At 49.3% G+C, this 22,409-nt stretch carries 21 protein-coding genes and 1 tRNA gene; 10 read left to right on the top strand and 12 right to left on the bottom strand.

Going from position 1 to position 22,409, the window contains the following annotated elements; translation table 11 throughout:
- The first annotated feature begins 19 nt into the window (after positions 1-19).
- On the top strand, positions 20-406 hold the full coding sequence (locus BN8_RS11065) for a DoxX family protein (protein ID WP_009281949.1): 387 nt from the start codon (positions 20-22) through the stop codon (positions 404-406).
- Positions 407-430: 24 nt separating this feature from the next.
- Here the strand turns inward: BN8_RS11065 and BN8_RS11060 are convergent, their stop codons facing one another.
- Complete coding sequence (locus tag BN8_RS11060) at positions 431-1,324, bottom strand: YihY/virulence factor BrkB family protein (RefSeq protein ID WP_009281948.1); 894 nt, start codon at positions 1,322-1,324, stop codon at positions 431-433.
- A 194-nt stretch (positions 1,325-1,518) separates the two neighbouring features.
- On the opposite strand from BN8_RS11060, the gene BN8_RS11050 reads away from it, so the two are divergent.
- Both BN8_RS11050 and BN8_RS11045 read left to right on the top strand, forming a co-directional pair.
- A protein-coding gene (locus BN8_RS11050) for an IS3 family transposase (protein WP_374755517.1) occupies positions 1,519-2,627 on the top strand; the annotation gives its coding sequence in 2 pieces (ribosomal slippage) (positions 1,519-1,780 and positions 1,780-2,627; 1,110 coding nt in all).
- A 108-nt stretch (positions 2,628-2,735) separates the two neighbouring features.
- Complete coding sequence (locus BN8_RS11045) at positions 2,736-3,524, top strand: DUF5958 family protein (protein ID WP_009281947.1); 789 nt, start codon at positions 2,736-2,738, stop codon at positions 3,522-3,524.
- A 299-nt stretch (positions 3,525-3,823) separates the two neighbouring features.
- Here the strand turns inward: BN8_RS11045 and BN8_RS11040 are convergent, their stop codons facing one another.
- From BN8_RS11040 to BN8_RS11025, 4 genes are all read right to left on the bottom strand, one after another.
- A complete protein-coding gene (locus BN8_RS11040; RefSeq protein WP_009281946.1) occupies positions 3,824-6,421 on the bottom strand; it encodes an AAA-like domain-containing protein in 2,598 nt (865 codons plus the stop codon).
- Position 6,422: 1 nt separating this feature from the next.
- Positions 6,423-6,902 carry a hypothetical protein gene (locus tag BN8_RS11035; protein ID WP_144051646.1) on the bottom strand — a complete coding sequence of 160 codons (480 nt, stop codon included), beginning with the start codon at positions 6,900-6,902 and terminating at the stop codon, positions 6,423-6,425.
- Positions 6,903-7,177: 275 nt separating this feature from the next.
- Positions 7,178-8,062 (bottom strand): 5'-methylthioadenosine/S-adenosylhomocysteine nucleosidase family protein, encoded by an 885-nt coding sequence (locus BN8_RS11030; RefSeq protein WP_009281944.1) that lies wholly within the window; start codon positions 8,060-8,062, stop codon positions 7,178-7,180.
- Positions 8,063-8,197: 135 nt separating this feature from the next.
- A tRNA-Ser gene (locus BN8_RS11025) sits at positions 8,198-8,282 on the bottom strand.
- A 229-nt stretch (positions 8,283-8,511) separates the two neighbouring features.
- On the opposite strand from BN8_RS11025, the gene purL reads away from it, so the two are divergent.
- From purL to BN8_RS11010, 3 genes are all read left to right on the top strand, one after another.
- Positions 8,512-10,782, top strand: a complete 2,271-nt coding sequence (gene purL / locus BN8_RS11020) for a phosphoribosylformylglycinamidine synthase subunit PurL (protein ID WP_040005738.1) — start codon at positions 8,512-8,514, stop codon at positions 10,780-10,782.
- A 75-nt stretch (positions 10,783-10,857) separates the two neighbouring features.
- Positions 10,858-11,475, top strand: coding sequence for a Uma2 family endonuclease (locus tag BN8_RS11015; RefSeq protein ID WP_040005737.1), 618 nt, complete (start codon positions 10,858-10,860; stop codon positions 11,473-11,475).
- A gap of 63 nt (positions 11,476-11,538) precedes the next feature.
- Positions 11,539-12,342, top strand: a complete 804-nt coding sequence (locus tag BN8_RS11010; protein ID WP_009281941.1) for an inositol monophosphatase family protein — start codon at positions 11,539-11,541, stop codon at positions 12,340-12,342.
- Between the two features lie 168 nt (positions 12,343-12,510).
- Here the strand turns inward: BN8_RS11010 and BN8_RS11005 are convergent, their stop codons facing one another.
- Positions 12,511-13,461 carry a hypothetical protein gene (locus BN8_RS11005; RefSeq protein WP_009281940.1) on the bottom strand — a complete coding sequence of 317 codons (951 nt, stop codon included), beginning with the start codon at positions 13,459-13,461 and terminating at the stop codon, positions 12,511-12,513.
- A gap of 289 nt (positions 13,462-13,750) precedes the next feature.
- On the opposite strand from BN8_RS11005, the gene BN8_RS11000 reads away from it, so the two are divergent.
- From BN8_RS11000 to BN8_RS10995, 3 genes are read left to right on the top strand one after another with little or no spacing between them, the layout of a single operon-like run.
- Entirely contained in the window at positions 13,751-14,287 is a 537-nt protein-coding gene (locus tag BN8_RS11000; protein WP_009281939.1) for a YfiT family bacillithiol transferase, read from the top strand.
- A 50-nt stretch (positions 14,288-14,337) separates the two neighbouring features.
- Positions 14,338-14,505 (top strand): FeoB-associated Cys-rich membrane protein, encoded by a 168-nt coding sequence (locus BN8_RS32450; RefSeq protein WP_009281938.1) that lies wholly within the window; start codon positions 14,338-14,340, stop codon positions 14,503-14,505.
- Between the two features lie 47 nt (positions 14,506-14,552).
- The gene (locus BN8_RS10995) at positions 14,553-15,944 is read left to right on the top strand and encodes a DUF4403 family protein (RefSeq protein ID WP_009281937.1); all 1,392 of its coding nucleotides are present in this window, start codon (positions 14,553-14,555) and stop codon (positions 15,942-15,944) included.
- Between the two features lie 12 nt (positions 15,945-15,956).
- Here the strand turns inward: BN8_RS10995 and BN8_RS10990 are convergent, their stop codons facing one another.
- The 4 genes from BN8_RS10990 to BN8_RS10975 all read right to left on the bottom strand — a co-directional run bounded on the left by BN8_RS10990 (position 15,957) and on the right by BN8_RS10975 (position 19,575).
- On the bottom strand, positions 15,957-16,643 hold the full coding sequence (locus BN8_RS10990; RefSeq protein WP_009281936.1) for an NADPH-dependent F420 reductase: 687 nt from the start codon (positions 16,641-16,643) through the stop codon (positions 15,957-15,959).
- Positions 16,644-16,743: 100 nt separating this feature from the next.
- A complete protein-coding gene (locus tag BN8_RS10985) occupies positions 16,744-17,640 on the bottom strand; it encodes a helix-turn-helix domain-containing protein (RefSeq protein ID WP_009281935.1) in 897 nt (298 codons plus the stop codon).
- A gap of 16 nt (positions 17,641-17,656) precedes the next feature.
- A complete protein-coding gene (locus BN8_RS10980) occupies positions 17,657-18,304 on the bottom strand; it encodes a DNA-3-methyladenine glycosylase family protein (RefSeq protein WP_009281934.1) in 648 nt (215 codons plus the stop codon).
- A 101-nt stretch (positions 18,305-18,405) separates the two neighbouring features.
- Positions 18,406-19,575 (bottom strand): hypothetical protein, encoded by a 1,170-nt coding sequence (locus BN8_RS10975; RefSeq protein ID WP_009281933.1) that lies wholly within the window; start codon positions 19,573-19,575, stop codon positions 18,406-18,408.
- 85 nt (positions 19,576-19,660) lie between these two features.
- Here BN8_RS10975 and corA point away from each other — a divergent pair, with 85 nt between their 5' ends.
- Entirely contained in the window at positions 19,661-20,773 is a 1,113-nt protein-coding gene (gene corA / locus BN8_RS10970; protein ID WP_009281932.1) for a magnesium/cobalt transporter CorA, read from the top strand.
- Between the two features lie 92 nt (positions 20,774-20,865).
- Here corA and BN8_RS10965 read toward each other — a convergent pair whose 3' ends face one another.
- Complete coding sequence (locus tag BN8_RS10965; protein WP_144051645.1) at positions 20,866-21,903, bottom strand: hypothetical protein; 1,038 nt, start codon at positions 21,901-21,903, stop codon at positions 20,866-20,868.
- An 84-nt stretch (positions 21,904-21,987) separates the two neighbouring features.
- Positions 21,988-22,383, bottom strand: coding sequence for a YtxH domain-containing protein (locus BN8_RS10960; RefSeq protein WP_009281930.1), 396 nt, complete (start codon positions 22,381-22,383; stop codon positions 21,988-21,990).
- Between the last annotated feature and the right edge of the window lie 26 nt (positions 22,384-22,409).

Below are 22,409 nucleotides of genomic sequence, written 5' to 3'. Positions count from 1 at the left end.
CAGCAGAGCGAAACGCAGAATGAGTAAGCTTGTCAGGAACGTAGCCAGATTCACCCTGGGCGGGGCATTGCTCTACGCCGGAATCAGTCATTTAACCACAGCCCGGCAGGAATTTCAGGCGCAGGTACCCGACTGGGTGCCCCTCGACAAAGATGATACGGTCGTGTATTCGGGGCTAGCCGAAATCGCGCTGGGCAGCAGCCTGCTGCTGATCGACGAAGCGCACCAACCGACGGTCGGCCGGGTAACGGCGGCTTTTTTCGGAGCGGTGTTTCCCGGCAACATTTCCCAGTACGTCAACAAACGGGATGGGTTTGGGCTGGATACGGATCGAAAGCGGTTCGTACGGCTGTTTTTTCAGCCGGTGCTCATCGCCTGGGCGCTCCTGAGCACCCGAACGGACTAAGGCCGGTACGGTACGTTTTGCGCGTTACTCATCCACTTCCCGGATCTGGTACGTGACCGAATGGGGTTTCGGGCGGGCGTCCAGTCTTTTCCACTGGGCGTACTGGCGGGTGAAACTGGCCCCATAGTAGAAAATAAGCGAACAATAGAACACGAACAGCAGCACCAGCGTAATGGCCCCGGCCGACCCGTACAGGCTTCCTACGGCGCTGTTGATCAACAGGCGGGCCAGGACGAATTCGCCGATCTCGACCAGTACGCCCGTTACCAGCGCCCCTACCCAAACCGCCCGCCAGTCGATCCGGACATCGGGCAGGTATTTAAAGACAACTCCAAACCAGATCGTCAGGATCAGTACCGACAACCCATGATCCTGTATCGTGCTGAGCCAGGTGGCGGCAGTACTACCGGGGTCGATAACCGTTGCCAGTACTCGCTGCAGGGCCAGCGACGCCGTGAACAGAAAGCCCGTCAGCACAATGACCCCCAGCGCAATCAGCCGATCGGCCAGGGCATTCCACACGCGACGCTGCGGGGTTGCCCGGACGTTCCAGAGCTGATTGATCGAGTTCTTGATGATCATGAACATGGTCGTGGACGCCAGCAGCAGGACAAACACGCTGACCAGCGTCGACAACCCGGACGAGCGGGATTGCTGAAGACTCCGGGAAATATCCCGAAGCTGGCGGGCGCTGGGCCGACCGAAGACCTCCGCCAGTTTCCGAAACAACTGCCACCGCACCCACCGCTCGTCGCCGGTCAGCAGTTCACCGTACAACTGCGTCAGAATGATAACGATAGCGGGCAGGGCAAAGAAGGCAAAAAACGCCGTAGCCGCGGCCATGCGAATCGGGTCGTTCGCTTTCAGGTTGGTGAACGCGTTGGCGGCCACGTGGAGAAAAGGCGGTATGCGTCGCACAGCTACAGCAGAACAATGTAGTAGGCTAACGGTTTGAGTAGGGTTAAAGTTATTCAGGTCCTGGGGTACGGCCCCGCTGCTGGCTCAATCGATATGCTACGGTTCTTTACCCGCACTGGAACCCGGGCTGTAAGTATCCCTAAAATTCGGACAGTTTTGAATTAGAGAAAAATGCTAATTTTAAACTGATTCCCATGAAAAAGACCCGATTCACCGAATCCCAAATTGTCAAAATCCTTAAGCAGCAGGAGAATGGCATCCCCACCAAGGAAATTTGCCGCGAACATGGCATTTCTGAAGCTACTTTTTATAATTGGAAGAGCAAGTATGGTGGTATGGAAGCTTCCGATGTCAAACGGCTCAAAGACCTCGAAGAGGAGAACGCTCGCTTGAAGAAGATGTACGCTGATCTGGCGATGGACAATCAAATCCTGAAGGATCTGTTCACAAAAAAAGGTTGGGCCCTGCCACCAAAAGGCAATTAGCCGAGGAGATTGTTCAGGAGCACGCTATTCCCGTGAGCAGGGCCTGTCAGCTAGTGTCTTTACCGCGTTCGCAATTCTATTATAACACCAGGAAGGATGATACGGCTGTGATTGAGGTATTGCAGGATTTGGCTTTTGCCCATCCTTCGTATGGGTTCCGGAAACTGTTTGCCTATATCCGAAGATCTGGCCAGACCTGGAATCATAAAAAGGTGTATAGGATTTATAAACTGCTCAAGCTGAATAGAAAACGTAAGGGGAAGCGTAGGCTGCCAACTCGAGTGAAGCATCCGCTGCAACAACAGACCGCAATTAACAGCAGTTGGAGTATGGATTTCATGAGTGATACGATGGTAGGTAACCGTAAATTCCGGACGTTCAACGTCATCGATGATTGTACGAGGGAGGTGCTGGCGATTGAGATCGACACCTCACTTTCCAGCAAAAGGATCATCCGAACGTTGGAACGGGTGATAAAAGAACGAGGAAAGCCCAAGACCATTCGAACCGACAATGGCCCGGAATTTACTTCGGGTGATTTTGAGCTTTGGTGTAGGGGCGAGAAGATTGAGATTCAATACATCCAGCCAGGCAAACCGATGCAAAATGGGTACGTTGAACGGTTCAATCGACTATACCGGGAGGCTATTTTGGATGCTTACCTATTTTTTGACCTTGAACAGGTCCGGCAATTGACGAGCGATTGGATAGAGGAATATAATCTAAGAAGACCCCATGAGTCATTGGGTAATCTCACGCCCGAAGAGTGGAAAAGCAGGGTGATTGAAAACGAAGAAACTCTAATTGGTACTGTCTGAGATTAGGGGTACTTACAGGGCGCCGGGATAATAAAATGCTCAATCAAGCTTGGAAAATTGTCTATAATTCATGTTATCTTTATAAAAAGTCACGTCAACAACAGCATCATGAGCCTGGAAGAGGAAATAACCATCTGCCAATTCGGGCAGGGTCTTTATGCGGCAATCCACCTGCTCGAATTGTTTGAGCAAGTGGATGAACTCACCCAGTATAGACAACTGGATGAGCTTTGCTTGTTCCTTTGGCGGATTGAACCCGACGAGGCCCGCGTTGAGCAGGCACTTTTACAGGAAACGAAGCGCGTTCCTCCTCCGGCTGTTGTCAGGAGAATGTATATGTCGAATTCCAAACTGAGCCGTACGTTCCAGCTACTGGAAGGCGATACTAAAAACAGGTACGCATCGCTGCTGGCGGTGTTTAAAACGTGCTACCAAGCGCGTTATGCGGCCGAAAAAGCAAACCCGGCTAACTGGTGGTACCGGGACTTATCGAACCCGGCCGTTGTAGAGGAAATACTGGCGGGCCATCAGCGGTTAATTGACGAACTCTACCACCACCCCAGCTACAGCAGTGAGTTTGTTTGTCTGGCCAGACTCTGGAACGACGAAATAGCGGAACGGTTAGCCGAATCGCAGCAGCTTGCGCCTAAACACACGGCTCCCTACTCCTTTGTGAGCTACGACGAAATCAGTGAGCTGTTCGGCAATGGGGTTTCTATGATCGGGGATTTATCGTCCAGCCGAAATGCTCAGGCCAGATCAATCCTGACCCACTCCCTGGGTAAAGCCCTGTCCAAACAATACAAACTGGAATACGCAGATGTGATTCGGGTCATCAGCGAGGTCACCCGGTTGCACCTTCGCACGAGATATAACGTCGAGTCGCCCTGGGTGTGAGTTGCAAGGTTAGCTATTTCCAATTTTAATTAATTTGACCTTCACAAGCTCAAACAGTGCTTTCCCAATGGAAGACCAAAGCCATACAGTATTTCATGTTTTTACGGGCCGAACGAAGAAGATAAAGAGTTTATTACCTAAAGATTGACCTACACTGCAATGAAAAAATTTAAAAGTATAAAAAATAATACAGCTTACTAACGTTACAAATATACAAAAGCGCATCAAAGAAGCTACAAAAATACATATCAGCAAACTTTATCGTGACGAGTAAAGAAGCTAATAAAATACAGCATTCCTCACTCATCAACAATTATACAACTACCGTTGTTTAAATCTTCAATTACTTTTTTATATTTTACTTCTTTAACTATACCATTTTTATATCTAACCTTAACAATTTCATTTCTATTATAAATTTTTGAGAATTTAATCGGAGCTTTCATGAGCTGTCCAATATTAATTGCATTTAATGCACTTTTTCGAATCATCTCTAATGCAGAAACCGTTAACAAAGTTTTATTAGCTAATTCCTCAAAAGATTCTCTTTCTAAGAATGCCAAGATACTTCTAGCAATTTCAAAACGCTTAAGTTCATTATTAGTGATTGTATAGTACTGAAGCTCTAGGTTTTGAACCAATAGATAGTTTGGATAAGTCTCTTTGTCGACTTTTTTCTTATAAGAGTATAATACCTCTACTAAATTTAAAAATTCAGTAAAGTTAGAATTACTCAAAGAGTTCATAAGCCTACTCATAAATATATAAAAATCATATATATCAAGAGATTTAGGCTCCAATTTTATAAATAAGCTAATATAAATATTAGAAGCTTTCACATCTACTTGTTTAGTTATATTCAAATGTAATTTAACAATAACTAATTTTTCTTCATCATTAAGTCCAAATTTTGAATCTTCAAGATTATCATATAGATTTTTTAAAATTAAAAGTCCAATGCTTATTTCTTCATTTTGAAGAGCAAAAGTTATTAAATTTAAAAGACTATTTCCTAATGAATGTTTGCCATTATTGATATAATTATATATTTTTATAAATAAACTATTTGGGCTAATATTATATGTATATAAAAGAATCAAATTTAACGTATTAAGATTGTAATTATGTGGTTTATCTATAACATATTTGGATGGAACAAACTGTTTTGTAATTATTAAATCAACTACATTATGTAGTAATGCCTGCTTTTCAACTTCATCATCTAGAAGCTTGTAAAGAGTGATGTATTTAACTGGTTTATAATAATCAGGAGAAAATTCAATTGAACTTCTCAATGATTTTACTGCAAGTTCAAATTGACCTTCAATTATATAAATACTTCCTAAATTAAAGAAAGCCAGTGACTGTATATCTTTAATAATCTCTTCTTTTATAGATATATCTTTATAAAAATTTTCATTGATTAAATCATTATATATTTTCTTTGGCTCATCTAGTTGTCTATTAGCAGTTAAGAAAGAAGCGTAATTAATTAATGCTGTTATATAAACATCATCTTTCTTATTTGTATTAATAATACTTTTCAATACAGCCAAACTTTCTTCATATTTTCCAATAAAGAAATAAGCTTTGCCTTGTGTAAGCCGAACAGTATTATATAGATATATTTGATGGCTATCAGTATTATTAAAATTAGTAAGATTCAAGCATTCAAGTGCCTTATCATAGCGTCCATTAGCTAAGTACGCTTTCCCCATATAAAAGTATGCAACTGATCTTTTATCACTAGGAAATGTATTATTAATTAAAAAATTTTCAAAAGCAGCTAAAGCTTCATCATAGCGTTCATTTACACATAAATCAATAGCATAATCAATAGCTCCTTTTTCCTCAACTTCAACTTGATTAATCCAAGCTAAGTTAAGAGCTTCTGATATGATAGGATTTTTAATCTTAATATCGTCCTCACGATAATTAACAATACCAGCTAAATATAGTTTAGATTTGTTACTGTCAGAAATATTCTTACTTTTATTATAATTAATTTCAATTAAAGAGTTTCTAATATTTTTATCTTTTTTTACTAACTCTCTAATATTATCAATAGGTGGTTTATCGTAAGAAGTTAAATAATGTATTTGTACTAAATCATCGACGTCCTTTGGCTCAATATTTTTATTAATTAGTAGGTTCTCAACTTCAGAACATAGGTCCCAAGACATTCTTGGATTGCCATTAGTCCAATAAAATATCCTTTCCAATACTTCATAACTAACTTCAAGTTTTGCCTTATTCACCAACAATGTAAACTCTTCAAATGAAAAATCATTTAAAAATATTTTTTGACCAATATTAAAAGGTGATATTTTAGGGTCTTTTATGATTTCTGTGGGCTCTACTACTCCTGATAATATATAAGTAAGCCTATTAAGTTCTTGGTAGTTAATTCTGGAAAAATAAATGCTTCTTATCTGAGAGAAAATTAAATCCGAGTATGAACTTCTAGTTAAAGCATCAATTTCATCAAGAATAATAACTAACTTTCCTTCAATGGAATTCAAAACAACTCTTAGCTCATTTAAATGAACTTTATGAGGTGGTAATTGATTCTTATTCAGTCTTACTGTATTAATTTCATTTAAATGATCTTCACTTAAAAGATCAGTAGTATCAATAATAGTATCGATAATATTTTCAAAGCATTCTTTTGCTGTATCAAAAGGATTGGATAGATCTATATAAACAAAAATATCTTTTCCACCCTGATATTGTCTTTTTGAATGTATTAGCAAGTTAGTTTTTCCCATTTGCCTAGAGACTAAAACGTATCCAGGTCTTCCCATATCTTCAATAATTCTCTTTAGCTGTCTATCAGCTTCTCTCTCTACATATAAAGAGTTTGGAATGATAGTATATGGTTTAAGCACCTTTTCCATATTATAAATAATAAAAGTCGTGCGTAGTCTCTCTTAGTGCAATTTCCAAAGATTCAGATTCTGAGGTACTTATTGAGATTAAATTCCTGTAAAATGCTTTTATGAATCTAGGACACCCTTTTGATTTAACAATTAGTTTAGAATTAAATGTGTCATCTAATCTTACAGACAATTGTGTTTGTAATAATTGATTTAAAGATCTTATCTCCTCTTCGGGCCAATAAGTAATTTCAATAAACTTTAAATATTGAGTTACCTTAACTTGAAACCTATTAATATAAATCATTGGATTATCTATTGAGGATACAATAAATTTAATCTTTGATAAACTTTTCTCTTGTGTTTTTACGTTAATAAGCTGTATTATCTTCTCAGTAAATTCTTTTAAGTTATCTCCCTCACAAATAGGTACTTCTTCTAATAGAATATAAGCTTCTTGACCAGCTAGATTTTTATTCAGTATACTAAATAATGCTCTCATGTACTCTAAGAAGGAATCAGTTTTGGGGCTCTCGACATTAACCTCAAGTATATTCGCTAATTCAAAATATATCTCTTTGATGAAAGAATCAACACCTGAACTTATACAACCAGCCAAATTTATCTGAAAAACCTTTTTATTATTATATAAAAGATTTCTAATAGCTAGATTAGTCTTCCCCGATCCAGAATTACCATGTAGCCATATACTGTGACTTGTAATTTTTCGTGTAAAATACTCATCTTTTTCTCTTTTTAAATAAAATGGCTCATTCTCTAAACTATATATATCAAATAAAATATCTTCAGCGTTACTAACTTCAATTGATTCTTTTTTTTATCGTTTTGCGCTACCTCAATACCTATTCCATCAAAGGCATAAGGTGAGTTAAATAAAATCATTGAAGCTGAAATTGCCGCTTCAATTGCAATAGCTTGGTTTTCCTTTTTATTTGTTGATTTTCTTCCATCAGCAAAATCACAAATCCCTTTTATTAGTATCCACTCTGCTTTAGAATTTGCTGCTGAAAATAATCCAGCACCTTCCATCTCTCCACCTTTAGCTGTCGGAAAGGATTTAACTAAATTATCTCTAAAGCTTTTATTATCTATTAATTTATCACCCGATAATATATCTCCTACTTTTAAATCAGCTTTTTTTCCATTTGGTAAATTATACTCCCAATCAAAATTACTTTTGAACCTATTTACCAAAATCTGGCTGGCATAGGCATGACCTGATCTTTGAATATCATACTTCTCGCCTACTCGTTTGAATTCATATGGCAAAATAACTTCTGAAACTAGTACATCACCGATTTGCTGTTCTTTCTTATTAGTTCCGAATGCTATTCCTACCATCACAATCACTTTGGGTTTTAAATCGTTAATAGCATCCTTTATAGTAACAATTGAAGCATCTCTAGAAGAAGTTCCCATCCCGCATTGTACATGAATAATGTTATATAAGCCAAGCTTACCTATAAAATATGTCAAACTACCCTTATGAATTTTATAAATAAGATCTTTTTGAATAGCTGTAAGCTGTCCATGTAAATGCTTTGTTTCTGTTGCAGTGGCCGTAACTAGTAATACAAAATGACTACTTAGATTACTTTGAATAAAATCAAAAGGAGCATCAGCGTATGCAATAGAACTCATATTTGACGTAAAAGGGTTTTACAATGTGAATGTGTATTTATAGCAACGATCAAGCAGATTTAGACAAGATTAAAAGGAATATATTATCTATATTTAATAAAAAACCTCCAAATTTCGTAAAATTTGGAGGTTTTGCAGAGGGAGAGGGATTCGAACCCCCGGACCTGTTACAGTCAACAGTTTTCAAGACTGCCGCGATCGACCACTCCGCCATCCCTCTTCGTGGTGATTTGTGGGTGCAAATATACGGCTCTTTCCACATTTGTCAACCCCCCAACCCCGTTTTTTGGCTAAAAACCGTAATTTTGGATGTCTAAAGAGTGAAAGAGTGAATGAGCGAAAGAGCGAGGTACTCAGTATCAGCCCTTTCGACTGTTCACGGCACCGCTGGAGTTTTTGCAAACACCAACCGCCCTTTCACTCTTTCGCTCATTCACTCTTTCGCTTTTATGGAAATCACCGAATCGCCGAACGTCGGTCCGCTCCCAACCGTCGAAACCGCCCGCAAACTGGGCGTGCTGCCTGAAGAATTTGATCGCATCGGGCAAATCCTGGGTCGCCAGCCCAATTTTACCGAACTCAGTATTTTCTCGGTAATGTGGTCCGAACACTGTTCCTATAAGAACTCGATCGTCTGGCTCAAAACCCTCCCCCGCGATTCGGACCGGATGCTGGCCAAGGCAGGCGAAGAAAACGCCGGACTGGTCGACATCGGCGACGGCCTGGCGTGTTCGTTCAAGATTGAGTCGCACAACCACCCCTCGGCGCTCGAACCCTACCAGGGAGCCGCTACGGGCGTGGGCGGGATCAACCGCGATATTTTTACGATGGGTGCCCGGCCTATCGCCCAATTGAACTCCCTCCGCTTCGGGGACCTGAACCTGCCAAAAACCCGCCGGCTGCTGCGGGGCGTCGTGAAAGGCATCGGCGACTACGGCAACGCGTTCGGCATCCCGACCGTGGGGGGCGAGATCTATTTCGACGAGTGTTATAATACGAACCCGCTCGTGAACGCCTTCTCGGCCGGGATCGTGGAAGTCGGCAAAGTCGCCAAAGCGACGTCCTACGGCGTGGGCAATCCGGTGTTCATCGTCGGCTCGGCCACGGGGAAGGACGGTATCCACGGCGCTACGTTCGCGTCGGAGGACATCAGCGACAAATCGACGGAGAAACTGCCCGCCGTGCAGGTTGGCGACCCGTTCATGGAGAAGCTACTGCTGGAAGCCACGCTGGAGATTATTGCCACCGGCCACGTAATCGGTATTCAGGATATGGGGGCAGCCGGGATCATCTGCTCGACCTCCGAAATGAGCGCGAAAGGCGAACACGGCATGATCATCGACCTCGATAAGGTACCGATGCGCCAGCCCAACATGCAGCCGTTCGAGATTCTGCTGTCGGAGTCGCAGGAGCGGATGCTGGTCGTGATCGAGAAAGGCAAAGAGGACGTTATCAACCAGATTTTCGACAAGTGGGACCTGAACTGCTCCCAGATCGGCGAAGTAACGGCTCCCGGTCCGGATGGCGTAGGTCGCCTGCATTTCTACCGACACGGCGAACTGGTGGCCGACGTACCGGCGCATGACCTCGTGCTGGGCGGGGGCGCTCCGCAGTACCACCGCGAATACCGCGAGCCAGCCTACATCAAGGAATTTGAGGAGTTCGACCCCGAGGATGTCGATGATGTTGAGACCGACGAAATCGCCGACGTAGCGCGGCATCTGCTGTCGCACCCGAACATCTGCTCGCGTCGGTGGGTGTACGAACAATACGACTCGATGGTCGGTACGGCCAACCGAGGCACCAACGCCCCGTCGGATGCGGCCGTGGTACGTATCAAAACGCCGGAAACTGGTCTAAGCAACAAGTCCATCGTAATCACCGTCGACTGCAACAGCCGCTACGTTAACGCCAATCCCCGGCGCGGTGCAATGATTGCCGTCGCCGAAGCCGCCCGCAACATCGTTTGCTCGGGGGGTGAGCCGCTGGCCGTCACGAACAACCTGAATTTCGGCAACCCGTACGTACCGGAAGTCTACTGGCAGTTTGTGGAAGCCGTGCAGGGCATGGGCGAAGCCTGCCGCCGGTTCAGCACGCCGGTGACGGGCGGTAACGTGAGTTTCTACAACCAAAGCTCCGACGACGGCCCGGTCTTCCCGACGCCCACCATCGGTATGCTGGGGCTGATGGAAGACCCGAGCCACCAGATGACGCTGAATTTCAAAGCGGAAGGCGACTGGATCTATCTCGTCGGCCCCCCGACCGACGACATTGCCTCGTCGGAGTACCTGTACTCGTACCGCAAGGTGAAAGCCTCCCCTGCCCCGCTGTTCGATTTCGAAACCGAGTGGCGCGTGCAGGAAGCCATCAAGACATTGATCCGGAACGGCTGGATCAAGTCCGCCCACGACGTATCAGACGGCGGCCTGTTTGTCGCCCTGGCCGAATCGGCGATGGCGGGCAACAAAGGCTTCCAGATCGATACCGTAGACCGCTACCGGACGGATGCCTTCCTGTTCGGGGAGAGCCAGAGCCGCGTCGTGATCACGGTATCGCCGGATAAACTGCACGAAGTGGAAGGTTACTTCAACGAAGGCCAGACATTCGTCAGGCTGGGACAGGTAACGGCCACCGATTTCGTCATCAACGACCAGACCATCCTGACCTCGGCCGAGGCCAGAGATCTGTACGATAATTCGCTGGGGCGGATCATGGCGTAGTGTATCAGGCTGTCCGGACCAGTGCCTCTGGTCCGGACAGCCCAAATGTATTCTGCTACCCTCAGTTCTTGCCAGATGCTTACGAACTCACCGAATCAATCGAACCGACTCACCGTCGACGAGTACCTTCGATTAGAAGAGAAAAGCGAGGTCCGTCATGAATTTTACAATGGCGAGGTGAACGCCATGGCGGGTACGACACTAACCCACAACTTATTAGTTGATAATGTAAAAGACCTTCTAAAGCGACACTTCCGACCTCGCGGCTGCCAGGTTTTTTCGGAGAGTGTTAAAGTAGAAGTGATTCGAGGGGTTTATATTCCATACCCCGACGTAATTGTCACTTGCCATCCATTCGACTTACGAGGTGAGCAGTATTTAATTCGACAACCACGCATTCTTGTCGAAGTTTTATCAAAATCAACAGCTCATATAGACCGGGGCTTAAAGTGGAGAAACTACCGAAAGCTTCCGTCTCTTTGGTATTACGTACTAATAGATCAGTACTCGACAACCGTTGAACTCTTTAGCCGAATTGAACAAACTGATGAATGGATCAATACGATTTATGAATCTTTAGACGATATTGTTGTTTTCCCACGACTTGATTTTGAACTGACTGTTAGGGCTATCTACGACGGCATTGAGCTGCGACCTGAAACGGACGATATCCCAACTGACGAACACCCCTGACATCAACACCCGGCTAACCACCGAAAACAGTAAACTGTATACTGTAAACCGTTACTCCCGTTTATGACCAACGATTTAGCCGCGCTCACCCGCGACATGTGTACCATCGCTCTGGAAGCCGGTCTGTTTATCCGCAACGAACGCCTTCGGTTTTCGAACGATGCGATTGAGTACAAGGGCCTGAATAACCTGGTTTCCTACGTCGATAAGGAAGCCGAAAAGCAACTGGTCGCCCGGCTGCACGAACTACTGCCCGAAGCCGGATTTATCACCGAAGAAGGTACCACCGGCACCCAGGCCGACCCAACGGCGCTGAACTGGATCATCGACCCGCTCGACGGTACGACCAATTTCATCCATAACCTGCCCGTTTATTCGGTGAGCGTAGGGCTGGCCCAGGGCAAAACGCCCATCGCCGGCGTTATCTACGACCCCAGTCGCGACGAGTGTTTCTCGGCCTGGCAGGGCGGTGGTGCGTACTGCAACGGCAACCCAATTCAGGTGTCGCCCGCAACGCAACTGGGGCAGAGCCTGATTGCGACGGGCTTTCCGTACTTCAGCTTCGACCAGATGCAGAAATACCTCCAGATCCTGCAATCGCTGATGCAGCGGTCGCACGGCCTGCGTCGGATGGGATCGGCCGCCATCGACCTTGCCTACGTAGCCTGCGGCCGGTTCGAAGGCTTTTACGAGTATAACCTGAACTCGTGGGACATGGCCGCCGGGGTGCTGCTCGTCCGCGAAGCCGGCGGGATCGTGACCGACTTCGACGGGGGCGACGAGTTCCTGTTCCGGGGCGATGTGATCGCGGGTTGTGGCGTTCATCCGGAGCTACAGCAGGTCGTTCGTGAATTCTGGCAGGCCTAAACGTAGGGCCATCATAAAACGTGGTTCTGATACATTACCCCAAACCCCTGAAGGGGCTTAGCGCTGCTAAAAGTGGAATCTTGACCTAGCAGCGCTAAGCCCCTTCAGGGGTTTGGGGTAATACGCAGTAAGGGGCAGTCATACTCAGTAATGAAATAAAGCACAGCCCTACGCGGAAACTTTCTGCAAATCCGCGAGCCACTCCTGCGCGAAAGCCCGCGCTTCCATGACCGGTTCCCGGCCCAGGCGGTACAGGAACTTCCAGTCTGCGGATTTCCGGCGATACCTATCTTCAGCAAACTCCTGCGTGCGGCCCCGGTTGGTAACCCTGGCGTCGAATTTCACCTCATCGCACAGGGCAATGAAGTCGCTCAGTCGTTTCCGTAGCAGGGCCTGGTGATTCTCCTGGGCTTCGAAGGCCGCTTTCTGACTCCGATAGACTCGATTCCGTTCTTTGGCCTCGGCCAGACGCTGCTGTTCGTCGGCGAGGGTACGGGCTGTTTGTTGCCTGCTGAGCTGAACCTGATAAGCCAGATACTGCTTTTTAAACTCGTCGGGTTTACCCTCAGTGGCGAGTATCATCCGCCTTACCTTACCAATCTCCATTGCCCGGCGGGCCCGGTCGCTGGCACTCAACTTGGCCAGTTCCTGCTCCTGCTGCTGGAGTTGTCCCCGCACCGTTTTCAGTAACGTAGCTGGTTCCAGCTCCGACAGTCTCCGCTGCTCGGCACTTTGCTGCTGGGAGGCCTGCACTTCCAGTTGATGAACACGGATTTCCAGGCGGTCGATTTGTTCATCGCTGTACGTCTCATCCATCGGGTATTTTGCCCGGAGCCAGTTTACATACTCGGTCTGAAAGGTTTCGGTTTCTACGTAGGATCGTACCACCCGCCCCAGCGACCGAACGACGGTTGCCTGCGATCCTTTCGGCAGCCGACGGGCCAGTTTGCGCATGGTAGCGGTACTACTAAAAGTAAACGATTGGTTTTCATTAAGGTTCGTGACCGCGTGCTGGCGTATAGTTTCCAGCGTAACGCCGGTCTGCGAAAGGACATCCGTCGGCCGGGCAGCCAGCCAGCACCCTGAGCCGATCAGGGCCAGAAGCAGTGCTTGTTTCATGATCAATTAGAGAGAGAGAATGCGTTATATCGTCGCTATGAGCTAGTTCCTATCATTAATCAGGCCAAAAATGAGCGGGATTTGACGAGTCACCAATCAACTTAGCCACGAACCAGCAAAAGAAGGCACTCAACCGGCAGACACCGCCAGCCAACCGGCTTAAACAAAATCGGCCCGAACGGGTAGATAAGAAGGCAGCGCCCTGACCGGTTTTCTATTTGGAGATGCTGGGAAGAAATGCTTATTTGGAGCGCTGGCGCATTTTTTATAGGTAAAGCAACGTACTCTCATGCAGGATATTGATGTTCTCCGCTACCCGATCGGCCACTACGATCACAATCAGCCAATTTCATTTGAGCAGAGCAAACAGCTCATTGGGGTTATCCGCGATTTTCCTATTGTACTGACCGAACTGGTTGGCAAATGGGGCGACGACCGGCTCGACACCCCCTACCGACCCGATGGCTGGACCGTTCGTCAGTTGGTTCACCACATCGCCGACAGCCACATCAACGCCTACGTGCGGACCAAGCTGGCCCTGACGGAGGATAACCCGACGATCTCGCCCTACGAGGAGAAGGAATGGGCCAAACTGCCGGATTCAACGCTCGACATTGCGCTGTCGCTGGTGATTCTGCGCAACCTGCACGAACGCTGGGCCACTATCCTCGACGCGCTGACGGAAACCGATTTGCAGCGAACGTATTTCCACCCCGCTGCGCAGCGCCAGTATATCCTGTCGGACGTAATCGGGCTATATGCCTGGCATGGCGAACACCACTACCAGCACATTTATCGGCTGGCCGAGCGGAACGGATGGGTATAAAAAGTCGTTAGACAGGGAAAGCCGTGTGTTTATAGGCTTTATCCATTTGTATGCAGGAACTCATCATTCTTCTGGTTTTTCTGGTGGCCGTCGGCTACCTCGTACGTCGGGCGATGCAGAGCCTTGCCCGGCCTAAGACCGGCGGATGCGGCAAGAATTGCGGCTGCGAAACCAACGCGACCTCCTCGACGCCTAACCTGTTGAATAGCAATAAGTAAACCACAAATTATAACTTTTTCATAAGCCGGTAGTTTATTGTGATGCCATGGGCACTCAACGAACTACCGGCTCTTTATTTATACTTTTCTTTCTGGCGCTTTCCATCGGTTGCAATCGTGTACGACCGAAGGCACCAGAGCTGGGCTCATTTGAGCCGCCTATCACCAAAACCACCTCCTACCTGACCGGCCGGATCACCTTCGACATCGCCGATCTGGAGCGCAAAATCAATCACTGCCTGAAGCCCGTTTTGCTCAATCAGGATACGCTCGATGGGGGGCGGGGCGTCAGGTGGCGATTACGCATTGAACGGATGGGGCCGGTACGTATCCGGTACGCCCGGCAGCAGGTGTTCGTGTCCGCTCCGTTACGGGTCTGGCTCAGCAATCCAATCGGGTTCCGTAAAAAAAAGGCAATTCGCCGGTCGCTCTGTGCCTTGCACGTCAATTTCGCGAGCCCGCTGGCCGTATCGTCCAACTGGCGGCTGTCGACCCGCTCGAAATTTGTAAACTACCAGTGGATTGAACGACCTAAAGTCCGCGTACTGGGCGTAAACATCCCCGTTACAAAACTCGCCGACAAAGTGTTGACCAAACGGCGCGCCGACATAGAAGCGGCCCTCGACAGTGCCGTTCACGAGGAATTACGGCTCGATCGGTTCGTCCGTCGCATCTGGCTCGACATCCAGAAACCCCTGCGGATCAGCCGCAAACCCGAACAGTTCTGGATTGTGCCTAAACCGATCAGCGTAGCCGTATCGCGTATCGAAGGTAACCGCCGATCGATCACCGTACCGATTCAGATCGGCTTCGAGGCCGATACCCGCCTGGGAGAAGAACCCGTAGTTCACCGCTCGGGCCGGTTGCCGCGTCTCCAGCGAAAGCCGTATCTACCAGCCGTTTCGAGCCTGCGGGTCCTGTGGTTTATTCCTTATTCCAGCCTGAACAAGGTGCTCGCCCAATCCATTAACGATCAGAAGTTCGAGCTGCTGCGCGGTACGCTCAAACTGCGCAACACGACCATCTCGGGGGGCGGGCGGGCGCTCGTGCTTCGCACGGACGTAACGGGTGCCGTCAACGGTACGTTGTATTTCCACGGCCAGCCGGGCTACGACACCCTGACCAACACCCTACGGGTAAAGGATGTCGACTACGCCGTTGATACGAAAGAAAGTCTGCTCTCGACCGCCGACTGGCTGCTCCACGATCACCTGCGCGACACCCTGCAAAACGCCCTTATCATTCCGCTTAAGAGCCAGATTGTGCAGTTTCCGCAAAAAATTGAAACGGCTTTTGAGCACGGCAAAGCAGGCTTGAAATCGGACCTCAACATTGATGCGTTCCGGTTCGTGCCCCAGAAGATCGTCATTCGACCCGATGGTATTCAGTTGCTTATCAAGGTTGAATCGGCGGTGGAGGTGGCCGTCAAGAAGCTCTGATCAGCCCGGCGTCTACTTTACAATGGCAAAGTTGAACATTGGTGTCTGAAGCACGCCATAAAGCCGTATCCAGATCGGCAGTAGCTGCTCAGTTCCACGCGCGGTCGTGATGTCGCCCATGTCAATGATGCTGTCGGGCGTCCAGCCGAACTGGTCAGTCAGAAAGGTTTTTACGGTTGCTTTGGCATCAACGTCGTTCCCGCTCACGAATACATTGTGCCGCCCGGGAACAGCCGCGGGATTGACCATCAGGGCGGCCGTCATGGTATTCAGCGTTTTAACCACCTTGACCCTGGGAAACTGCCGCTGAAGAACTTCCCCCAGCGAGTCGTCGTTGACGACGGACAGCGTTGGGGGCATTCCTTTCGAAAAATCGAGCGGATTGGAGATGTCGATCAGCACCTTATCGCCGAGGTTATCGACACCCGCAGCTTCCAGCGCGGCTAAGGAGGCCATCCCGGAGGTAGCATTGATCAGGATCTCCCCAAAAGCAGCCGCTTCGGCGAACGTTCCTACCTGAATCCCCGAATTTTTCTGATGCCAGTCCGAAAAAGAAGCCATGCCCCTGCCTGCGTTACCCGGTTTAGCGAGCGTATCGGCTACGTTACGCGTTCCCATCATGACCTGATTGCCCCTGGCAAAAAGTGCGGTGGCCAGTATCTGCCCGACCATACCCGTTCCTAAAATCCCGATAGTCATTGTCGTAATTGGTTGGTTATGTGATCAATGAGTACGAAACAAAGGTACAATCCCGGCAAAAGGAGCGCATAGTCAAAAACGTAGCTGCGCTGGTCAATTTCTACGTACCTTCCCGGCGATACGCCAGGGGTGTTTTCTGCGTATGCTTTTTGAAAAAACGCCCAAAGTTGGCCGGATCACTGAAATTGAGCTGGTACGCCACCTCGGCAATATCGTTTGGGGTGTAGCGAAGCAGCACCTGCGCTTCGTGGAGGAGTTTCTGATTGATAAAATGCAGGGCGTTCTGACGGGTGATCGTTTTCACAGACTCCGACAGGTAATGGGGCGTTACGTTCAGCAGATCAGCGTATTCTTCGACCGTCCGTTTGTCGAGGTAGTAGTTGTTGATCAACTGGATATACCGCCGAAACAGCCGCTGTTCGGGCGTGACGAAGCGCTGTTCGTACTGATTGAGATCGGCAACGAAGGTCTTGAACTGATACAGCACCGCCAGGAGTTTCAGGGCTGCAACGGGGGGCTGATGCGGCTGCGGAAACCGCTGATAGGCCGCAAACACCTCGTCGAGCAGCGGAGCAAACGTATGGTAATGATCCTGCCGAATCGGGAAGAAGTTGGTATGCAGGATGTTAAAAAATGGAAACTCCTCGTCGAAGTCCGGGCGAAAGAAACTGAAGCACTCCTTCCGAAAATAGATCAGGTACCCTTTGGCGGTTCGGTCGCGGTGCCAGCTATAGATCTGTCCCGGCGCCTGAAACACCAGAAACGCTGTCAGGTTGCCGATCTGGGTCGTGTCGTAGCCGATCTGTGTAGCACCGGGATCGGTAATGAGAGAAATAAAATAAAACCCCTTCCTGAAGGGCGGCATTACATCCACCGTATGCGGAAACGTATCTTCGAGCCGCAGACAAAAGAGCGTATCGTTGACGGTCCGATGCCGCGACTGGATGGCCGTCAGAAACTCGTTGATCGTGTTAAAGTACGGAATGTTGGGGGTCATGGAGCACTGGATTGACCTACCGGGCTGGGGTTACCTCTGGAAGGGTATTTGACGCCGGTACGACTCCCTTCCAGCGCCACAGGTACCGGCAGGCCAGCGTCCGGTGCGGACGCCACGGTTCGGCAATCTCGTGCAGCCTGCGATACAATGCCTTGCCGGTCAGTCCGGCGGTCTGGTCGGCGTAGGCACGGAGCATACTCTGCCGAATCACCAGGTCATCGACGGGGAATACGTCGGGCCGGTCCAGCACAAACATCAGCAGCATCTCGACCGTCCACCGCCCAACGCCCTTGATGGGGATAAGGTACTGAACAATTTCCTCGTCGGTCATCGTGTCGAAAAACGGCCGGTCCATTCGGTTTGTGAGCGCAAACTCGGCTACACTTTGCAGGTACTTGATTTTCTGGAACGACAGGCCCGCGCTACGTAGTTCGTCGGTCGATTTCGCCAGCAGCGCGTTGGGATGCGGGTAGTTATCAGGAAACAGGCCAAGCAGCCGCCTGAAGATGGCATCGGCAGCTTTGGTCGAAATTTGCTGGGAAACAATGCTTTCGAGCAGGGCTAGGTATATGTCGTTTTCCCAATCATAAAAAGGCTTAGGCGCGGGGGTTTCGGCGATGATACGGGCAAAGACAGGGTCTTGCGAGAGATGAGTAATGGGCATTTGCTGGTCGGAATGCGTCACAAACAGGCGGAATCGTCTACCTCAAATATACGCAAAATCCGCCGGACTGCCCACACCAACCGGCCCTTCGTTGCCAGCCCTTACTGATCCCTGGCGTATCGCCGTCGCAGCAGATACGCGACCGAACTGACCATGTCGTCGCGTACCTCCCTGAACAACGACCAGCGCGAGGGCTCAAAGAAAGCGGCCGTTTTTAGCGACTGGCCGTTCAGGGCCCGTTCGTCGCCGTCGAACTTTTGCCATTCGGTGGCCCAGGTTTCGGACTCACTGATCGGCTCCTCCCAGAGCACCTGGTCCGTCTGCGTGTCAATGGCGCGAATACGTACCTCCAGCCGGGCGCATATCACCTTGCGGTAAGTTGTCAGCGTCCCTTTTACCTTTTCTTTAATATCGACTTTGGTGGAATCGTTGATTTTCTTCTCCCCGACTTTATACTCCTTATCGCTGTAGACGGTCGTGCTGGACGACGAGACGCTTTCGTCGTAAGGTCTGTAATTGGTAACGACCATCTGAACGGCCTGGTGAATCGGCCAGCCACGATCGGTATTTTCATCGGGCAGATACAACCGCACAAACTCCGACGGGGCCGTCTGGAGGCCAATTTTCCGGAATACCTCGCGTTGCAGGTCGGCCTGATCCCCCCGATCCAGCTCCGGCGAGGGGCTGAACGGTTCGACCACCACGCGCAGAATAGCCAGCGGCAGGGCATCCTCAGCTTTTCCACGGGCCTGCCGGTAGTCGGGTACCCACTCCATTGCTTTCCGGTAGTTCAGATAGGCATCCTTGGCCGCCAGCCGGTTTTCTTCGCGCCAGGCAAACGCCTGTTCCGCCACCTCATATCGGTCGGCCGCAGCCAGTTCACGGGTTTCTCGCTGACGATCGTCGTACGTAGCCGGGTACAGCGCCAGCCACTCAGCGCAGGCCGTGCAGGTGTGGGCGTTGTCGGTCAGCGCCTGAAGCTGTTTGTACTGCTCAAACACCTGTTCCCACCGAAACGGACTCGTATTTGCGGGGGAACTAAGCTGCTGAATTGCCGACTGATGCTGTTGGTACCCCTGTTCGAAGGCGGAACGTAGCACCCTCGGCGCCAGCGCATGACCGCGTTTACCCCAGCCACGGGGCTGCAACAGCCGCTGCGACGCTTTCCGTACGGCGAGGTCAAATTTGCCCCGACGCAGGGCCGACTGCCCACTGCTACAGGCCATCAGTACGTAGCAGCCGAGTACACCAATGAGTAGGAATCGAACCATGGTCGGATACAGGTCAATTTTCTGAACATTGGACCCCGCTCGCGGGTAATAGGTTTATATTTGGCCAACTTTTTTTTACATCCGTATGGCGAAACGCCACCGCTACCGCTCGGTCGATAAAGCCCTTGGTACGTCTCCGGGTACCCTTACGTACGTAGGTCAGGAGATTGAACACGCAACCAAAATTAAACGCATCGAATATAACGAGGCTGATTACCACATTGACGATTCCAGCAAACTGAGTGCCTGCCGCTTACCGGCCTCTACGACCCCCTTCGTCCACTGGCTCGACGTTGACGGTATTCACGAACCACAGGTGATTGACACGATCGGTCGGCAGTATCACCTGCATCCACTGCTGCTCGAAGACGTCATGAACACCGAGCAGAAGCCCAAGCTGGAGCTGTACGACGATACGCGATCCGGCGATCATCGATCCGGCGGCCCGATTGTGTTTATTACGATAAAGTACCTCCACCGGGGCACCCAGCGGCAGGAAATCGACACCGAACACGTCAGCTTTGCGCTGGGAACGAACTTCCTGGTTTCGTTTCAGGAAGAACGGAACAAAGACATCTTCGAACCGGTGCTGGATCGCATCAAAGCCTCATCGGGCAAAACCCGCCGAAACGGGCCTGATTACCTGTTGTATGCCCTCATGGACATTATCGTAGATCATTATTTCCTGGTTATGGAGCGGATTGGCGATAAAATGGACGAAATGGAAGAGCAGATCGTACAGGAAAAAGCAGGCCAGTACACGCTGGCTACATTGTACACCCTCAAGCGCGAGCTGGCGTATATGCGACGGGCGGTATGGCCGCTGCGCGACATGATCGGTACGTTGCTCCGGGGCGAATCGGACCTGATTCAGCCGGCTACCATGCCGTTTCTCCGCGACCTGTACGACCACGTATCGCAGGTCATTGAAACACTGGATTCGTACCGGGAAATCATCGCGGGGCTGATGGAAGTCTACTATTCTATTGTCAGTAACCGCATGAACTCGGTGATGAAAACGCTGACGATTATTTCATCGATCTTTATTCCGCTGACGTTCATTGCGGGTATCTACGGCATGAACTTCGACAACATGCCAGAACTCCACTCCCCGACCGGCTATTTTTGGGTGCTGTTTGCCATGCTCATCATTGGCATCGGCGAAGTCATTTACTTCAAACGCCGGGGGTGGATGTAGAGGAGAAAGGGAGGAAAGGAAAGAGGGAGGAAGGGGAGAAAAGGTGGAAGGGTTATTCACCCTCTCTTCCCTTTCCTTCCTCCCTCTTTTTCTCACACGCCTACGGGACGGTCGAATCGTCCGGGTCCATTTTTGGATTCGGTTCCTAGTTTAGCACCATATCCGGCCGAAGTGACACCGATCAGCAGGCCGAGAAAGCTAAAAATAGCTGCCTTAGATGCTCCGGCCGCAGCATTGTCGGCTACCTCGCGGGCCCGCACTGCAGCTTCCTGTTTGGTCTGTTCAAACTTTACTACGGCCTGTTTATAAGCCTTGATCCAGTTATCGACGATCTGTTCGGATTCGGCCCGGCTTTTTCCCGTTCGCGTCATCACGACATTGACGGCATCATCGCGGTCTACCTGATTAACGGTGGCCTGCCCATTCTGGAATAGCTGCCGGAACAGCTTACCGGCCAGATCATCCGCAGCATTCGGATTTTCGGCGGCCTGTTCGCCCGACTGTCTGGCCTGATCAACAGCCCGATCGGCCTGCTTTTCAAGCCGGTTTGGATTGAGAGCCGAGTCGCCCGTCTGACGAAGAATTGAATTTATCTCATTCCGCACATCACCTAAGTCCAGTTTGTTGAGGTCGATACCATTTTCAGCCAGTTGATCTTCAACTACGTTTCCAATGGCAGGCGCTGCCGCAGCCAGACCCGATCCGGCCGTTCTGACAATACCACCAACCAGCCGACTGGCTCCACCAATCAGGCTGCCGAGCGTTGTGGTCAGGAAATAGATGGTTACCAGAGTTACCAGACACCACGTCAGTACGCCGTGGATGATACCATCAAACAAGCGGGGCGCACTCGCCAGCCGCCCAGCAACCCACCCGCCGACCAGCAGCGCTATCAGGTTGCTGAGAATGTACCAGATGGCGCTGCCTGTCGCCAGGCCTGCCGTTGGGTTTCGCTCTTCCGCTACGTCAATCGTGCTCAGTCCGATACCGAGTCCCAGCAGCGTGAGTAACATCTGCACGACCACGGCCACCAGCACGCCCGCAAAGATGGCACTCCACGAGATACGCTTGTTCGTTAAGCGTATCCCCTCGGCTGAAATTGGTTGAAAAGTATTTGTATTGGGTTGCATAGTAATCAGATATTTAGGTATAGCCCCCGGCAAGAAGCCGGGGGTTTTCATAACGTTGAGAAATTAGTTGATCAGCACAAACGCTTAGCGATTCTGCAAGTTGTCCTTTGCTCTATTGACGGCCGATTTGGCATCGTCTGCTAACTCGTCTGCTTTATCCTGAAACCGATCGGCAGTACCCCGGGCCTTATCCGCAAAATCAGACAATCCATCTTCTACCTTGTCGGTCGCCCGGCCCACGCTCTTTTTAACATCATTGACCGTCTGTTTCACCTGCGATTTAGTAGTATCCCAATACTCATCCAGGTTATTGACCTGATCATCAAATGCACCCGCAATTTTCTTCCGGGTATCTTTTCCGGAACGGGGAGCCAGGAGAACGCCAGCGGTTACGCCCAGCACGGCTCCAGTCAATAAACCTAAAACGAACTCGCTTCCGATCGGAAGATCATTCCGATACTTATTCATGTGCAGTTTCATATGGATGTTTACTTTATGCAACGCAC

It is taken from the genome of Fibrisoma limi BUZ 3, assembly GCF_000296815.2.
Lineage (GTDB): Bacteria > Bacteroidota > Bacteroidia > Cytophagales > Spirosomataceae > Fibrisoma > Fibrisoma limi.
The sequence above is the reverse complement of the archived record's forward strand: the minus strand, read 5'-3'. Positions and strand labels throughout refer to the sequence as shown.

Bases quoted from the DNA above. Each gene is read 5' to 3' on its own strand.
- BN8_RS11065 (WP_009281949.1), top strand. From the start codon at position 20: ATGAGTAAGCTTGTCAGGAACGTAGCCAGATTCACCCTGGGCGGGGCA.
- BN8_RS11045 (WP_009281947.1), top strand. From the start codon at position 2,736: ATGAGCCTGGAAGAGGAAATAACCATCTGCCAATTCGGGCAGGGTCTT.
- BN8_RS11040 (WP_009281946.1), bottom strand. From the start codon at position 6,421: ATGGAAAAGGTGCTTAAACCATATACTATCATTCCAAACTCTTTATAT.
- BN8_RS11035 (WP_144051646.1), bottom strand. From the start codon at position 6,902: ATGAGAGCATTATTTAGTATACTGAATAAAAATCTAGCTGGTCAAGAA.
- BN8_RS11030 (WP_009281944.1), bottom strand. From the start codon at position 8,062: ATGAGTTCTATTGCATACGCTGATGCTCCTTTTGATTTTATTCAAAGT.
- purL (WP_040005738.1), top strand. From the start codon at position 8,512: ATGGAAATCACCGAATCGCCGAACGTCGGTCCGCTCCCAACCGTCGAA.
- BN8_RS11015 (WP_040005737.1), top strand. From the start codon at position 10,858: ATGCTTACGAACTCACCGAATCAATCGAACCGACTCACCGTCGACGAG.
- BN8_RS11010 (WP_009281941.1), top strand. From the start codon at position 11,539: ATGACCAACGATTTAGCCGCGCTCACCCGCGACATGTGTACCATCGCT.
- BN8_RS11005 (WP_009281940.1), bottom strand. From the start codon at position 13,461: ATGAAACAAGCACTGCTTCTGGCCCTGATCGGCTCAGGGTGCTGGCTG.
- BN8_RS11000 (WP_009281939.1), top strand. From the start codon at position 13,751: ATGCAGGATATTGATGTTCTCCGCTACCCGATCGGCCACTACGATCAC.
- BN8_RS32450 (WP_009281938.1), top strand. From the start codon at position 14,338: ATGCAGGAACTCATCATTCTTCTGGTTTTTCTGGTGGCCGTCGGCTAC.
- BN8_RS10995 (WP_009281937.1), top strand. From the start codon at position 14,553: ATGGGCACTCAACGAACTACCGGCTCTTTATTTATACTTTTCTTTCTG.
- BN8_RS10990 (WP_009281936.1), bottom strand. From the start codon at position 16,643: ATGACTATCGGGATTTTAGGAACGGGTATGGTCGGGCAGATACTGGCC.
- BN8_RS10985 (WP_009281935.1), bottom strand. From the start codon at position 17,640: ATGACCCCCAACATTCCGTACTTTAACACGATCAACGAGTTTCTGACG.
- BN8_RS10980 (WP_009281934.1), bottom strand. From the start codon at position 18,304: ATGCCCATTACTCATCTCTCGCAAGACCCTGTCTTTGCCCGTATCATC.
- BN8_RS10975 (WP_009281933.1), bottom strand. From the start codon at position 19,575: ATGGTTCGATTCCTACTCATTGGTGTACTCGGCTGCTACGTACTGATG.
- corA (WP_009281932.1), top strand. From the start codon at position 19,661: ATGGCGAAACGCCACCGCTACCGCTCGGTCGATAAAGCCCTTGGTACG.
- BN8_RS10965 (WP_144051645.1), bottom strand. From the start codon at position 21,903: ATGCAACCCAATACAAATACTTTTCAACCAATTTCAGCCGAGGGGATA.
- BN8_RS10960 (WP_009281930.1), bottom strand. From the start codon at position 22,383: ATGAAACTGCACATGAATAAGTATCGGAATGATCTTCCGATCGGAAGC.